Origin of the sequence: Nocardia sp. CDC160 (assembly GCF_035818795.1) — a bacterium.
Lineage (GTDB): Bacteria > Actinomycetota > Actinomycetes > Mycobacteriales > Mycobacteriaceae > Nocardia.
Genome location: NZ_JAYKYT010000001.1, coordinates 215,223 through 230,840 on the forward strand (window position 1 = coordinate 215,223; position 15,618 = coordinate 230,840).

The 15,618-nt window shown below is 68.7% G+C and carries 10 protein-coding genes; 8 read left to right on the forward strand and 2 right to left on the reverse strand.

Annotation, left to right across the window (positions count from 1 at the left end; genetic code table 11):
• Positions 1-82: 82 nt before the first annotated feature.
• Positions 83-1,234: a serine/threonine-protein kinase gene (locus VMT40_RS01065; RefSeq protein ID WP_326356110.1), complete on the forward strand. Its 1,152-nt coding sequence runs from the start codon at positions 83-85 to the stop codon at positions 1,232-1,234.
• Between the two features lie 68 nt (positions 1,235-1,302).
• Here VMT40_RS01065 and VMT40_RS01070 read toward each other — a convergent pair whose 3' ends face one another.
• Entirely contained in the window at positions 1,303-1,944 is a 642-nt protein-coding gene (locus VMT40_RS01070) for a response regulator transcription factor (protein WP_326309406.1), read from the reverse strand.
• Between the two features lie 71 nt (positions 1,945-2,015).
• Positions 2,016-3,320 (reverse strand): ATP-binding protein, encoded by a 1,305-nt coding sequence (locus tag VMT40_RS01075; RefSeq protein ID WP_326356111.1) that lies wholly within the window; start codon positions 3,318-3,320, stop codon positions 2,016-2,018.
• 352 nt (positions 3,321-3,672) lie between these two features.
• On the opposite strand from VMT40_RS01075, the gene VMT40_RS01080 reads away from it, so the two are divergent.
• From VMT40_RS01080 to VMT40_RS01110, 7 genes are all read left to right on the forward strand, one after another.
• On the forward strand, positions 3,673-4,323 hold the full coding sequence (locus VMT40_RS01080; RefSeq protein WP_326356112.1) for an MspA family porin: 651 nt from the start codon (positions 3,673-3,675) through the stop codon (positions 4,321-4,323).
• Positions 4,324-4,457: 134 nt separating this feature from the next.
• Positions 4,458-8,432 carry an nSTAND1 domain-containing NTPase gene (locus VMT40_RS01085; RefSeq protein ID WP_326356113.1) on the forward strand — a complete coding sequence of 1,325 codons (3,975 nt, stop codon included), beginning with the start codon at positions 4,458-4,460 and terminating at the stop codon, positions 8,430-8,432.
• 63 nt (positions 8,433-8,495) lie between these two features.
• Complete coding sequence (locus tag VMT40_RS01090; RefSeq protein WP_326356114.1) at positions 8,496-8,906, forward strand: nitroreductase family deazaflavin-dependent oxidoreductase; 411 nt, start codon at positions 8,496-8,498, stop codon at positions 8,904-8,906.
• A gap of 156 nt (positions 8,907-9,062) precedes the next feature.
• Positions 9,063-9,488, forward strand: coding sequence for a hypothetical protein (locus VMT40_RS01095; RefSeq protein WP_326356115.1), 426 nt, complete (start codon positions 9,063-9,065; stop codon positions 9,486-9,488).
• A gap of 83 nt (positions 9,489-9,571) precedes the next feature.
• Positions 9,572-13,477, forward strand: a complete 3,906-nt coding sequence (locus VMT40_RS01100) for a WD40 repeat domain-containing protein (RefSeq protein WP_326356116.1) — start codon at positions 9,572-9,574, stop codon at positions 13,475-13,477.
• A 78-nt stretch (positions 13,478-13,555) separates the two neighbouring features.
• On the forward strand, positions 13,556-15,415 hold the full coding sequence (locus tag VMT40_RS01105; protein ID WP_326356117.1) for a PspC domain-containing protein: 1,860 nt from the start codon (positions 13,556-13,558) through the stop codon (positions 15,413-15,415).
• Entirely contained in the window at positions 15,405-15,611 is a 207-nt protein-coding gene (locus VMT40_RS01110) for a hypothetical protein (protein ID WP_326356118.1), read from the forward strand. Before VMT40_RS01105 ends, VMT40_RS01110 begins: the two co-directional genes overlap by 11 nt.
• The last annotated feature ends 7 nt before the right edge of the window (positions 15,612-15,618 follow it).

The window sequence follows — 15,618 nt, forward strand, 5'->3', positions numbered from 1 at the left end:
TGTCCGTGTGGCTCTGGGGAGGGGCCGTGGAAGTGGGAGCAGGTGGCCAGCAAACCCCAGGTTTCGAAGCAGGCCAGTCAGGATGGTTTTCCGCTACCCTGCACCCGTGACCGAACGCGCCCGTCCCATTGTCGGCCCCGATTATCTGGTGGCCGGTCGCTACCGTCTGCAGTCGAAGCTCGGTGGCGGTGGCATGGGCGCCGTGTGGCTGGCCACGGACCGGCTGCTGCATCGGGATGTGGCCATCAAACAGGTGCTCACCACCGCGGGGCTCTCCGAGGAGGAGGCGCAGGAGGTCCGCAGCCGGATCATGCACGAGGGGCGGGTGGCGGCCAAGCTGTCGCACGAGCACGCCATCGCCGTGTACGACGTGGTGCTCGAGGCCGGTGAGCCCTGGCTGGTGATGGAGTACCTGCCCTCGCGCAGTGTGGCCAAAGCCCTTGCGCTGGTGGATCACCTCTCGCCCATCGAGGTGGCGCAGATCGGCGCGCAGGTGGCCGACGCGCTGGCGACCGCGCACGCGGCGGGCATCGTGCACCGCGACATCAAGCCCGGCAATATCCTGGTCGCCGATCGCGGCGACGAGGTCGGGATGGTGAAGCTGTCCGACTTCGGCATCTCCAGCGGGGCCAACGACACCTCCGAGGAAATCGGCGACGTCATCACCGGCACCCCCGCCTACCTGCCGCCCGAGGTGGCACGCGGGGCGCGGCCCACCACCGCCAGCGACGTATTCTCGCTCGGCGCAACGCTGTACACCGCCATCGAGGGCCAGCCGCCCTACGGTTTCGACGAGGACAGCAATGTCATCGTGGAGCGCGCCGCCATGGCGCAGATCATTCCGCCCGCCCGCAGCGGCCCGCTCACCGACGTCCTGCTGCACATGATGGAACCGGCCCCGCAACGCCGACCCACCATGACCGAGGCGCGCAACGAAATCCTCACCGCCGCCTTCGGACCCGGCACCGCGCCCTACATCCTGGGCGCTCCGGTCCGCACCGACGACGGGACGATCCCGGCCTGGGCCGCCCGCAATTCCGCGGCCGGACTGCGCAGCCCGCACTCCACCCCGCTGCCCCGACCGCAGCGCGCACAGGCGGCGACCCCGGCCGCCCCGCAACCGAAGAAGGGCTTCGACCTCAGCGCGCTCGGCCCGAACGCGGGCCCGCTCGCGGTAGCGATCGGATTGCTGATCGGCCTGCTGATCATCATCGTGATTCTGGTTGTGCTCTAACGACTCTCGAAGTCTCTCGTGTCCGTCGCTACCGCGACGGACACGGAGGGCTGGAAACTAGCGGCGATTCAGTCGATGCGGCGGCGGTGCGCCCAGCGGGTCAATGCATTCCGGTTGGACTGCTGGGTCTTTCGCAGCACGTTCGAGGCGTGCGTCTCCACCGTCTTGACCGAGATGAACAGGGTCTCGGCGATCTCGCGGTAGGTGTACCCGCGCGCCAGCAGCCGCAGCACCTCCAGCTCGCGCGGGGTCAGCGAATCCAGCTCCGGGTCCAGCGGCGGCTCGGGCACCGGCGATTTCCCGGTGAACGAGTCCAGCACGAATCCGGCCAGCCGCGGGGAGAACACCGCGTCGCCGCCGGACACCCGCCGAATCCCATCCGCCAGTTCGGGTCCCGAGATCGTCTTGGTGACATACCCGCGCGCCCCCGCCCGGATCACCGCGATCACATCCTCGGCTGCGTCGGACACGCTGAGCGCCAAACACACCGGCCCCGGATCGATCCCCTGCAGCACCGCGACGCCGCCCCCGTCGGGCATGTGGACGTCCAGCAGCACCACATCCGGTGCGGTCGCCTTGATCCCGGCAATGGCCTCACCCACCCCGCCCGCCTCGCCGACCACCTCCATATCGGATTCGCGGCTCAGCTCCGCCCGCACCCCGGACCGGAACACCGCATGATCGTCGACCAGAAAGACCCGGACGCTCACCTAGTTCTCCTCACCTGACGCCGAACCCACCCACATCGGTACCACACTTCCCGAGTCACAGCTCCGCGGTCTCACAGCTCCGCGGTCTCTTCGGACACCGGCTCCTCCTGCCGCACCACCAAGCGCTCGTCCTCACCGTCGGTGCGCGGCATATAGATTCGCACCTCGGTGCCATTGCCCGCCGCGGACTTGATCTCGACGCGCCCGCCGCGGCGTTCGATGCGGCCGTGAATGGACTTGGACACGCCTTGGCGGTCCTTCGAGACGGTGTCCGGGTCGAAGCCCTTGCCGCGGTCGCGCACGAAGACGCTCACCTGATGCGGCTCCACCTCGGCGTACAGGTCGATGGTCGGGACCCCGGCGTGCTTGGCGGCATTGACCAGCGCCTCCCGGGTGGCCCCGAGCACCGCGGTGAAATGCTCCTTGGGCAGCCCGATTCCGCTGTCGTCGACATCCATCGACACATCGCCCACGGTCACCGGCGTGACCTTCACCCCGTGCTGATCCTCCACCTCGCCCGCGATGGTGCGCAGCGCGGCGGCCAGGGAGGACTGCGCCGGACCGGTGTCCTCGAACAGCCACTTGCGTAGCTCGCGCTCCTGAGAACGCGCCAGCCGCACCACTTCCTGCGGATCCTCGGCCTGGCGCTGGATCAGGGCCAGGGTCTGCAGCACCGAATCGTGCAGGTGCGAGGCGATCTCCTCGCGCTCGTCATTGCGAATCCGCGCCGCGCGTTCGGCATTCAGCGCCCGCATCATGCGCAGCCACAGCGGCACGGTGAGCAGTCCGGCCCCGACCAGGGTCACGGCCACGGCCAGCAGCGCGGAACCGAGCGAGCTGAGATTGATCCGGCCGAGCACCACCACGCCCAGGCCGACCACGATGAGGGTGGCACCGCCGACAATGCGCGCCCAAGTCACCACCGAGGGCTTGGTGGGCAGTCCGATGACGGATCTCGGCCCGTCCGCGTCGAATTCGCGCCACACCAGGGCCGCGCCGATGGCGACCACGATGATCGGACCCACCACGTGCGCGGCGGTGCCGCTGAAAATCCATGCTGTCGCGACCGACAGGGCCATGCCCAGCAGGGCCAGACCGATGCCCTGTCGCCGCTCCGAGGCGGTCGGCGGCGACCCGTCGTCACCGGCCGGGGTGAAGATCCACAGCATGCCGTAGGCGACGATCCCGGCTCCCGCCAGCGCGGCCAGCAGGACGAAGCCGATGCGGACCTTGAAGACGTCGATACCGAGGTGATCGGCGAGACCGCCCGCCACGCCGCCCACAATGCGGCCGCCGGTCCGCCGCACCAGCTTGGGTTGGGTCACGGGTGTGACCGACCCGCGGGCAGGGTCGTAGAAGGGCGCGGCCGGGTACATGCCTTCGATACTGGCACGGGCGCCCGACAGCCGACATCAGGAAACACCCCGATTCCGGCCCTGAGGCCGGGTTTTGTCCGGTCCGGACGGAAAAGCGGCGTCCACCTGCGCGGATGCCTGATCGAGCGGGGTCTCCGGACGGTATCTCGCCGATCTCCCCCTGACCGGACCGGACAGTCGGCCCGATTGGCGGTTCGCCCGTCCCGACCGGACCGGAAAACTGCTCGCACACCTGTGACCAGCGCTTTCACCGTCACTGCCGCCGTCGGGCCGCGCCCGGTCAGTGCCGGTTTTCCTACCTTCATCTCAGCGGCGCCACCGGGCACCGCATCGAGAGTCGGGGAGGACTCACATGACCATCAAGAACGCGATCGCAGGTGCTGTCACCGCCGTGGGCCTACTCTGCGGAGCACCCTTCGGAGCCATCGCCCACGCCGACGGGGGACTCGCACCGCACGAGAAGACGACCGTCGCGCCCAACGGCATGTCGGTCACCGTCGGGCACCGCGACAATGCGGCCCGCCCGGTCGCACCGTTGAACGGGATGCCGACCAGTCGGGAGGTGTACCTGGACAACACGTCCTACGGCAGCGTCGAGGGCGGCAGCGGCAAGATCCGGACCGGATACTTCGTGGCCTGCGCGGTGGATCTGGACGTGAGCTTCGACATCAAGGCCAAGGTCGGTGTCGACGTGACGGCCGATCTCGGGGTGTCCGCCGGTCTGGAGATGGTGACGCCGACCGCGAGCGTCGCCATCGAGCCCGAGATCGGTGCCGGAATCAGCTTCGACCTCGGTATCAAGCCCGGCTCGATCACCGATATCAAACTGGGCGAGAAGGAGATTCCCGCGGGCGGCACCGGCTACATCGTCAACCGCGACTACCGCCTCACCGTGAACGGCTGCGGCGGCCCGCTGACCGTCCAGGCCTACACCATTATCGAGGGGACCTCCCCGGGAGCGGATGCGGCGGACTGGGTCATCGGCGACCGGTTCTCGCTGTGATCCGCCCGGAGCGGCGGCGCGGAATCCCGCGCCGCCGTTTCGGCATTCCCGTTCCCCGCCAACTGGATCGGGGCGTCCGATGCCCGCTAGATTGGCGGCATGCGTGCGGGGGACGAGGGAATGCGGGACGTGCCGTGACCGGGGATGAGGACCAGATCCGGTCACCCAGAGCCCTTTTCGCCCGACGTTTCACCGAACTCTATGAGGCGGCGGGAAATCCGACCCTCCGCCGCGTGGCCACCGCCGCCGAGAACCGCATGCGCGCCGCCCAGGGCGCCCGCCCCGGCGGCGCATCCGCCCAACGCATCAGCGACTGGAAGGCGGGCCGAAACGTCCCCGCCCGCTTCGAATCCCTACTCCCGGTCGTCCTCACCCTCATAGACCTGACCCGCAAATCCGCCCACCCCCTCCCCCGCCCCCTGGCCGACCCCAAGGAATGGCAACGCCTCTGGCAGGCAGCCACCACTTGGAACCCGGACGCCGACTCCGAATCCCCCTGCCCCTACCCCGGTCTCACCGCCTACAACGACCACAACCGCACCCTCTTCTTCGGCCGCACCCGCGCCACCACCGAACTCGCTGATCTAATGCGAACCGCCACCGGAATCGTGGTGGTCATCGGCGCATCCGGAGCCGGGAAATCGTCGCTGCTCGCGGCAGGCCTGATCCCCGCGCTCCCCGACTGGGAGACAACACTTTTCACCCCTGGCACGGATCCGCTCGTGCCGACGGCCCTCGCTCCGCGCGACGGCGGCCCGTGCCGATTGCTCGTCATCGATCAGGCCGAAGAGCTCTTCACCGTCTGCGCCGAACGGGAACGCGAGGACTTCCTCGCCCTCCTCGACGCGTGTGCCACTCGTGCCGACGACCCGATCGCCGTCGTTCTGGCCGTGCGGGCGGACTTCTATCCCCACTGCCTCAATCACCTGGTTCTCCAGGACGCCCTCGAGCACCGCAGCTACCTGCTGGGCCCCATGCGCACAGACGAACTGGCACAGGCGATCTCGGGTCCCGCCCGCGCAGTGGGGCTGGAGTTGGAACCCGGTCTCGAGGAGTTGGTCATCACCGAACTCTGCGGCGCCGGAGACCATCACGGCCGCCGCACCTACGACCCCGGTGCCCTCCCCCTGCTATCCCATGTCATGGCCGCCACCTGGCAGCACCGCGAGGGCCGCCGCCTCACCACCACCGGTTACCGCAAGGCGGGCGGTGTGGTCGGCTCGGTCGCCGAAACCGCCGAATACGCCTGGAACGAACTGTCCCCCGCCCAACAAACCGCCGCCCGCGACCTCCTCCTCGGCCTGGTCACCGTCCGCCGCGACGCCCGCGACACCCGCCGCCCCGCCCTCCGCTCCGACCTCCTCGCCCGCGCCGCCAACCCCCAAGACGCCACCGCCGCCCTAGAACTCCTCTCCCACACCCGCCTCCTCACCCTCGACGCCGACGCCGTAACCCTCACCCACGAAATAGTCCTCACCGCCTGGCCCCGCCTCCGCACCTGGATCGACGAAGACCGAGTCGGCTACCTAGTCCGCCAACGCCTGGAATCCGACGCCGCCGAATGGGCCGCCCAAGAACGCGACCCATCCCTCCTCTACCGAGGCACCCGCCTACGCAACGCCCTCGACAATGTCGACCCACCCCCGGTCGGCCCGCTGGCCCAGGAGTTCCTCACCACCTCGGCCGCGGCCCGGACCCGAGTCCGGCGACGATCGACCCGCACAAAGGGAGCGCTCGCGCTGCTGTCCGTGGTGCTGCTGATGCTCGGGTTCACCGCGTATACGCAGACCCGCCTGGCTCGCGAACAACGCGATGCCAGGAACCTGGCGGCCGTACTGGACCAGGCCGATCGGCTGCGCCACACCGACCCGTCCCTCGCGGCGCAGCTGTATCTCGTTGCCCAGCAACTACATCCGGACGACCCCGAGGTGCGCACCCGGCTGCTGCGCACCCAGAACATGCCCCTCATGACGACCACCCACGCCCATGACATGGGCCTGACAGGGATGGTCTATCGGAAGGACGGCCCGCTCGCCACGGTCGACTGGAACAACCAGCTGCGGCTCTGGAACGTCACCGACCCGTATCACCCGGCGCAGTTGGGCGCGCCCATCGAGGACGCCGAATTCGTCGCGCTCAGCCCGAACGGCTTGATGGCAACCGCCAAGGAGGGCAGCGGCTTCCAACTCTGGGACATCGGCAACCCGGCCGATCCCCACCGCCTCGCCGTACTGCCCGCGCCACCGCGCGATAGGGGCTTCCCCCAAGATTTCCTGGCCCTGGTCTTCGCCGACAATGGCCGCGCCCTCGTCACTGCCACCACGGCCAGCGTGACGGTATGGGACCTGACCAACCCCGCCGCCCCGGTGGCTGGCCCGCCGTACGAGTTGTACTCGACCCTGCCGGAAGGCCTGCCAGTACCACATATCCGCATCAGTCCCGACGGCCACGTCCTGGCCCTCACCCGCCGGTCGGACGAGGACTCGACACCGTCCGCGGACGTCTCGATGACGGAATCGGTCACCCTGCTGCGCGTCGGCGACGGCACCTCGCCGACCATTTTGTCCGGCCCCCTCGACACCGGCCGAATCAGCGTCGCGGACATGGCGTTCAGCCCCGACGGCACCTTGCTGGCGGTAAGCGTCTCGCACGAGCAGTCGAATGCGGCCACGGGTGGAAAGTCCGCCGTGCAACTGTGGAGTATCGCCGACCCGAGAAGCCCGCGTCAGATCGGCACGATCCTGGCCGACAGTTCCGGGCGCGGCGGTGACACCATCGGCCCGCTGGCCTTCAGTCCCGACAGCCACGTGCTAGCCCTGTCCACCACCGGCGGGGTCTCGCTGTGGAACGTGACCGAGCCGGTTACCCCCGGCCTCATCGCGGACGACCTGTCGACCGGCACGAGCATCTGCCGCTACCCATCGAGCAAGGGTTTCCCGTGCTCGGGCGGACCGGCAGCCCTCGTGTTCGGACCGGACGGGCGAACACTGCTGGCCACGGGCAGGGGTGGCGAGATTCAAACGTGGTCGCTGCCACCCGCGATGGTCACCGGACATTCCGGCAGGATGTCCACACCCCGCTTCGACGCGAGCGGGAACCGGATGATGACCGAGTCCACCGACGGCCGGATCGCGCTGTGGGACACCAGCGATCCGCAGCAACCGATTCGATTCGGCGAGTATCGGCTACCCACCGATGCCTACGGGGCGGACCTGTCCCCCGACGGCCGCACCCTGTTGGTCGAATCTGGGCGGTTCCGGAGGACCGCGAGCCTCGTGGACCTGTCGGACCCCGCCCACATCCACGTATCGGCCGACTGGTCATCGCCACCGGATCGAAGAACGATTCGCATCAGCCCGGATTGGCGGCGAATGGCGACCATCACCGACGGCAATGCCGTTCAGCTGTGGGACCTGGCCGACCGTAGCCACCCGGTCGCCCTCGGCGCACCGATCGCCTTCGACAAGAAGTACAGCAACATCACCGTGACTTTCGGCAACGACGACACGACGCTCTTCGTCCAGAAGGAGCACTCGAAGGGGATGTCCTCCGACATCGCGCTCAGCCGATGGGACATTCGCGACCCCGCCCACCCTCGTGAACTCAACGACCTCATTCAATTCACCGCCGACCTCGGAAGCCACGACCTGATCCTCACGCCCGATCAGCGCACACTGATCCGGATCGAGCACGAAACCGCGCACATATGGGACCTCGGCGACCCGGCACACCCCGTCCCGCTCGCCGATCCTGTCACGCTCGACACGCGGTCGATAGTGTCGCTGGCCTTCACCCCCGACAGCCGATTCATGGTGAGCTCGGGCGGCGACGCCGCGATTCAACTCTGGGACTTCACCGACCGAGCCCGACCGCGCCGAATCGGCAGCCCTCTCACCGAATCCACCGACAAGCTCTGGAACGCGGTCATCCATCCCAGCGGCCGCGTCATCATCGGCGTCGGATCCAATGGCGCGATTCGACTGTGGAACTTGGACGATCGGCATGCCACGAACCGCATCTGCGCTATCACCGGCTCCATGTGGACCGAGGACCTCTGGCACCGCTACCTCCCCCAACTCCCCTACCACCCACCCTGCCCCGCCTCCTGACCGCACGGAATTTCCCCGCCCCACCCTCGGTTGGCAGCAACGGAACCGAACAGGACGGGTGAGATGAACGCATTCAATGAGTCTGTGATCGAGGAGTTTCGCGCCAATGGCGGGAAGGTGGGCGGGCCCTTCGAAGGGCGCGACAATATGGTGGTGATCACCACGATCGGGGCGAAATCCGGTCGGGCCGTGACGAATCCGCTGGTTTATGTGCCGGATGGGGAGCGCATTGTGCTCATTGCTTCGAACGGCGGCGCGGACAAGCATCCGGCCTGGTACCACAATCTTCGCGCCAACCCGGAGCTCACCGTCGAACTCGGCACCGAGACCTACACGGGCAAGGCGGAATTCCTCACCGGCGCGGAAGCGGACGAGCTTTATGAGCGGATGATCGCCCTCATGCCCGTCTTCGCGGAATACCGCACCAAGACCACCCGCAAGATTCCGGTCGTCGCGGTCTATCGAACCGCCTGAAAGCTGTCCGGTCCGGAGAATCGCCGCAGGCCGCTGATCAGCAGGTTTACTCGCCCCCTTCCGTATTCGGTCGATGGGCTCGACCGATGTGACGAATCGTGGAGACGCAGCCGGTGAATGGCCGGTGGAAGTCCACGACTGGATCAGGGGTGGGATATGGATGACAGGTTCGATCGGCGAGGGCGCGCGGAGGGCGAGTCCGCGGGTGGGCGCGCGCCATCGCCGTGGTGGCACCACTGGGTGGTCGCGGCCACGGTCGGCGGCGCGATCGCGGCGCACAGCGTGCTGCCCGCACCGAACATCGCCCCCATGGTCCTGGTGATCACCGCTCTGACGATCTCGACGACCAAAAGACCTGGAAAGCAAAGGTTGTCGGACAGGCCCACACCGCGGGCGACACTTCACGGACTCGCACTCGGTGGCGCGCTACTCGGCCTGCTGGGGGTCGGGGTGATCGTCGAGTCGCTCACCGAATCCCGGTGGACGTGGGTGGGGTGCGGCGTCGTGGCCTTCACCGCGCTGATGATCGCGGGCCCGCGGCTCGAAGAGTCGGCCCTGCGCGAGTCGTCGGGCCGGTCCTGACAATCGGGTTGGCCCGACCGGCAGGGGCTCGGCTAGGTTGACCCCATGTCGGTGGGGAGTGCTCGAAAACCGGTGCGGCCGTGGTGAGCGAGGAAACGAGCAATCAGATCCGTTCTCCGCGCTCACTCTTCGCACAGCGCTTCACCGAACTCTATGAGGCCGCTGGCAATCCGACCTTGCGGCGGGTTGCCACGGCCGCCGAGAATCGGATGCGAGCGGCGCAGGGTGGGCGCGCGGGCGGAGCGTCGGCGCAGCGGATCAGCGACTGGAAGGCGGGGCGGAATGTTCCGGCCCGCTTCGAGTCACTGTTGCCGGTGGTGCTCACGCTGGTAGAGCTCGCCCGCGCGGCGGGGTCGCCGCTCACCAGGCAACTGGCGGAACCCAAAGAGTGGCAACGGCTCTGGCACGCCGCCACCACCTGGGTTCCCGAGGAGGCCACCGAAGCAGCCTGCCCTTACCTGGGATTGAGCGCCTATCGCCGTGAGGACCGCGAGCTCTTCTTCGGACGCGCCCGCGCCACCGACGAACTCGCCGGGATGGTCCGCGCGGCCACAGGCATCGTGGTGGTCCTCGGCGCGTCGGGCGCGGGAAAATCCTCGCTGCTCTCGGCGGGCCTGATACCCGCGCTGAACGACTGGGAGATCACCGCTTTCACGCCCGGCCCGCATCCCGGCGAGGTGCTACCGAATCTGGCTCCGCGTACAGACGGCCCCCGCCGCCTGCTGATCATCGACCAGTTCGAGGAGCTGTTCACCGCCTGCGACAGCGAGCGCGAGCGACAGGACCTCCTCACCGCCATCGACACCGCCGCCACCCGCACCGAGGACCCGATCGCGGTGGTCATGGCGGTGCGCGCCGACTTCTACGCCCACTGCCTCAACTACCTCGTCCTCCAGGAGGCCCTGGAACAGCGCAGCTACCTGCTCGGCCCGATGCGCATCGACGAACTCGCACAGGCCGTTTCGGGTCCGGCCCGGGCCGTCGGACTGGAGCTCGAACCCGGGCTCGAGGAGCTGGTGATAACCGAATTATGCGGCGCCGGAGATCATCCCGACCGCCGCACCTACGATCCCGGTGCTCTCCCCCTGCTCTCCCATGTCATGGCCGCGACCTGGCAGCATCGGGAAGGCCGCCGCCTCACGGTGTCCGGCTATCGCAAGGCGGGCGGTGTCGTCGGCTCGGTCGCCGACACCGCCGAAAACGCCTGGAACGAACTGACTTCCGACCAGCAGATCGCCGCGCGCTCGATACTGCTCGGCCTGGTCACCGTCGGCCCTGATGCCCGCGATACCCGCCGCCGAGCCGACCGGGCGGACCTGCTGAGCCGTGCCACCGGCCGCGAAGACGCCGCGGCCGCACTGGAGTTGCTCTCCAGAACCCGTCTGCTGGCCCTCGACGCCGACACCGTCACGCTCACCCACGAAATCGTGCTCGTCGCCTGGCCCCGCCTGCGCGCCTGGATCGACGAAGACCGCGTCGGCTACCTCGTCCGCCAGCGCCTGGAAACCGATGCCGCCGAATGGGCCGCCCAGGACCGCGATTCCTCGCTGCTCTACCAGGGCACCCGCCTCGACAATGCCCTCGACCACGTCGATCCCCCGCCCGTCGGCCGTCTCGCCGCCGAATTCCTCACCACCGCCGCCGCGGCCCGCACCACAGCACGCCGACGCGCCACCTGGGTCAAGGCTCGTTTCGCCTTCCTCGCCGCGGCGCTGCTGATCGTCGCCTTCGGCGCGTACAGCCAGAACCGCCTGGCCGACCAGCGCCGCGCCGACAAGGACTTCGCGGCCGTGCTGGCGGCGGCCGACCATGCGCGCCAGACGGATCCATCGCTGGCGGCACAGTTGAATCTGGTCGCTTGGCGAATGCGGCCCGGCGACGCCGAGGTGCGCTCGCGGCTGCTGCAGAGCCAGACCGATGCACTGGTCACCGTCACCGCCGCGCACCCGGCGAGCCTGCGCGCCATCGAATACCAGCCGGGCGGAACCGTGCTGGCGTCGCTCGCCGACGATCACGGCCTGCGGCTCTGGGACGCCGCCGATGCTCGGCATCCGAAACAGATCGGGCCACAGCTCGACGACATCGGAGCCGTCGCATTCGGTTCCACCACGCTGATGGCCACCGCCGCGCAATCGCATCCGGAAGTCACGCTGTGGGACGTCACGACTCCGGCCGAACCGCGCCGCCTCGCGACCGTCCCGAGCCCGCCCGGCACGAGCGGCATTCGCATGACCCTGGCTCCCGGCGGACGCACACTGGCAGTCGACACCGCGACACAACTCATGATGTGGGACGTGACCGACCCACGGGCACCGGTCCTTTCGTCCGCCAGACCGCTGCACGCGGACAACAGCGTCGGCGCACCCGGCTATCTCGAGTTCAGCCCTGACGGACGGCTGCTGGTCCGCGCCGACGGCGACAGACGGACGTCGAGCAACTCCGTTCAGCTCTGGGATGTCCGGAATCCGGCTGCGCCCACACTGGCGGTTCCGTCCCTCGGCACCCCGTCACCCCTCGAACATAGCCTCGCATTCAGCCCGGACAGCACCATCCTCGCCATCGGCGACAGCGAATCCGACGCGCCGCCGTCCCGCCCCCGCGTTCAACTGTGGGACGTCCGCGACGCCGGGCACCCGAACGTGCTGTCGTCGCTGGAACCCAACAGCAGTATGTTGCGGGCGCTCGCGTTCTCACCGCAGGGCGACATCCTCGCGGTGTCGGGCAATCGAGGGGCTGAGGTCTGGAATGTCACCGTCACTGCGGCCCCGACCCGGTTGACCGACAAACTGTCGACGAACCCCTCGCTGTGCCACTTCGGCGGCCTCGATTCCCCGTGTAACAGCGGCCCGAGCACCATCGCCTTCGCGCCGGACGGACACGAGATGACCGCGGGCGGCTTCAGCGGCGACCTGCAGGTGTGGTCGCTGCCGACGGCCGTGCTGCCCAGACAATGGGGCTCGGAACCGCAGACCGCCTTCGCCGCGAACGGCGCCCGCATGGCCATCGGCTACGCGGGCGGCCGAGTCCAGCTCTGGGATATCCGAAACCCGCAGGTACCCAAGCGAATCGGCGAATACGACGGGGACGACAAACTGTCGTACCCCGCCCTGTCACCGGACGGGAACACCTTGCAGGTGCTGGGGTCGAGCCCCGCGCGCGTAGTGACGGTCGACATCTCCGACCCCGCGCATCCCCGCCCGCGCAGCGACTGGACGGTGCCCACCACCGAGACCGGCACCATCTCGACCATGAGCTCCGACCACCGGATCATGATCACCGAAGACGACCGCGGCGCGTTTCAACTGTGGGATCTCACCGACCCCGCCCTGCCGCGGCGCGTCGGAGCGGCACTGCCGATGACCGCGTACCAGGGCATTCCACTGCTCAGCGACGACGGCAAGGTACTCGTCTTCCGGGAGCGAATCAGCAAGGGCGACAACGTGCAAACCGTCGCCACCCTCTGGGACCTCACCGATCCGGCTCGGCCACAACGGGTCTCGGAGTTGCTACGCCAGTCCTGGAATGCCATCACCGCCATCGCCATCAGCTCCGATCGACGCACCATGGTCACCACCAATAACGAGACCATGCGGATCTGGGACATCAGTACCCCGAACCGCCCGGCCGAACTCAGCGCCGACATCACCGCGCACACCGTGCCGATACAGCCGTTCTCGTTCGCGGCGGATTCGCGCGCCGTTTTCACCGTCGCCCTCGACGGCACCCTGCAGCGCTGGGACATCGACGACCGCGGCCACCCCGAACTCGCCACCTTCCTCCAGCAATCCGGCCGATACGCCGGGAATGCCGCCCTGGCACCCGACGGGCAACACGTCGTTTCTGGCTCCAGCGACGGCACGATCCACCTCTGGGACCTGGACGTACAGCACGCCGTCGACCGCGTCTGCGCCGTCACCGGAAACATGTGGACCGAAGACCTCTGGCACCGCTACCTACCTCAACTCCGCTACGCCCCGCCGTGCCACTGACCCTCCGCCCAAGTTCAGGTCTCCATTCAGGGTGATCCCCGATGCGCCCGCGGCGGGCCCGGCAGCACGATGGAGACCATGACGAGAACGAGCGACTGGTCCAAGGGCGCCGGGCGTACCGGCTTCTCCGATCAGCTTCACGATCTGTGGCAGACCCGGCCGGTGCGCTTCCCGAAGGATGGGCCGATCGCGGGCGTGGCCGTCGGCTTCGGCCGCCGCTACGGCGTGGATCCCGTGCTGGTGCGGGTGGCGTTCGTGGTGTCGGCGCTGTTCGGCGGGGCGGGCATCGTGCTCTACCTGCTGTGCTGGCTGCTGCTGAATCAGGCCGGGGACCAGTCCTCGGCGGCGGAGTCGCTGTTCGGGCGCGGCCGGTCCTCGCATTCCTCGTCCAAGACCATCGTGCTCATGGTGGCGTTGGGGATCGCCGTGAGCACGATGGGGCCCGTCGGGGTGGGGCTCGGCGGGTCCGGCGTCATCAGCTTCGCGCTCATGCTGGCCGGGTGGTGGCTGCTCTACCAGCGCCAACCCCAGCCGCCCGCAACCTATTTCGAGCATGCGACGGCCGACAGCATTTTGAACACCGGCTACCCGGGCACCACCAACCCGTTCTGGACCGGCTACCCGGGCACCAATGCGGTCACCTTCCAGACCTACGGGCCCTACACGACGCTGCCCGACCACTACGAGCCCGACCCGAACCAACCGGCCCAGCCCGCCCCGGATCCCGCTGCCGCTCAAAGCATGTCGCAGCCCGAGCAGACCATGTCGCAGGGCGGCCAAACCATGGCGCAGGGCGACACCGGGCAAAGCATGTCCCAGACCGATACCGGCGAGGCCGTCACCGAGGTGCTCGAGACCCGCTACGCGCCCGCCTCCTCCGTGAGCGACACCGTGGTCCTCCGCAAGACCGAATCCGACTCGGGCACAGCCGCTTCCGAGCAATCGAGTCCCTCCCCCGTCGAGAGCCACTCTCCTTTCACGGATGAGGGCTCGGACCGATCCTCCGAGAGCCCCGCCGGACCGGTTCAGAGCCCCGCAGGACCGGTTCAGCTGGAGAAGGCAGCGGTCCAGCTCGAGAAGTCCGGCGCGGAAGACGCGGAAGAACCGCCCGCCGCTGACACCCCCACCGCCGTGATGCCCGTCGACCAGCCCGCGCCCCCCGCCGAACAACCCGCCGAACCCCGTCCGCTGTACCGCATTCCGCCCACCGGCGACCGCCCCCGCACCGGCTTCGGCCCCGCCCCGATCTCCCCCGACTTCGGCCCCACCCCGCCCGGTTGGGATCCGCTGGGCGTGGCCCCGCTCGCCTGGGAACTGCCCGAACCGGGCGGCCCGGCACCGCAGGCCGTCGTGCAGGCTCCCCCGCGCCGTCCCCGCTCACGGCTGACGGTGGTCACCATTGGACTCGCGATCCTCGCCGCCGCCGCGGCCGGTTCCGTGGCCGCCTCGGGCGTGGACTGGATGACGCCGGGCCGCATCGGCGCCGCCGCGCTCGCGGTGCTCGCGCTGGGCCTGATCATCGGCGCGTTCCTGCGCCGCGGACACGGGCTCATGGTGCTGCTGGCCCCGCTGGCCGGGTTCGTCATTCTGGCCTCGCTGGTCGGCCCGATCCAGTTCGACAAGGGCGCGATGGGCGATCACACCTGGACCGCCGCAACGGATTCCGAGCTGCTGCCGGTGTATCACGTGTCCATGGGCTCGGGCACGCTCGACCTGAGCAAGCTGCAATTGACCGCTGACAAAGACGTCGATCTGCGGGTCCGCATGGGCGACGCCCGCGTCATCCTGCCCCCGAACCTGCGAGTCAACACGACCTGCAATGTCCGCATGGGCGATTCGAACTGCCTCAGCGGAATGTCCGGCCCCGCAACGGGTCCGGTCCTGAACCTGACCGTGGATGTACAGATGGGAAATGCGGAGGTGAACCGTGGCCGATAACAAGAACAAGAACCGCCGACCCTCGTTCGGGCTGCTACTGGCCGGACTGCTGGGTCTCGGAGTGAGCGTCTGGGCCTTCGTCGGCCCCGCCTCCTGGCCCGTCTCCGGCGGCCTGTCCCTGGGCTGGATCGTCGTCATCGCCGCCATAGTCGTCGGCATAGTCCTGGTTCTCACCCCGAAGCGGAACCGCGACTGAGGTTGAC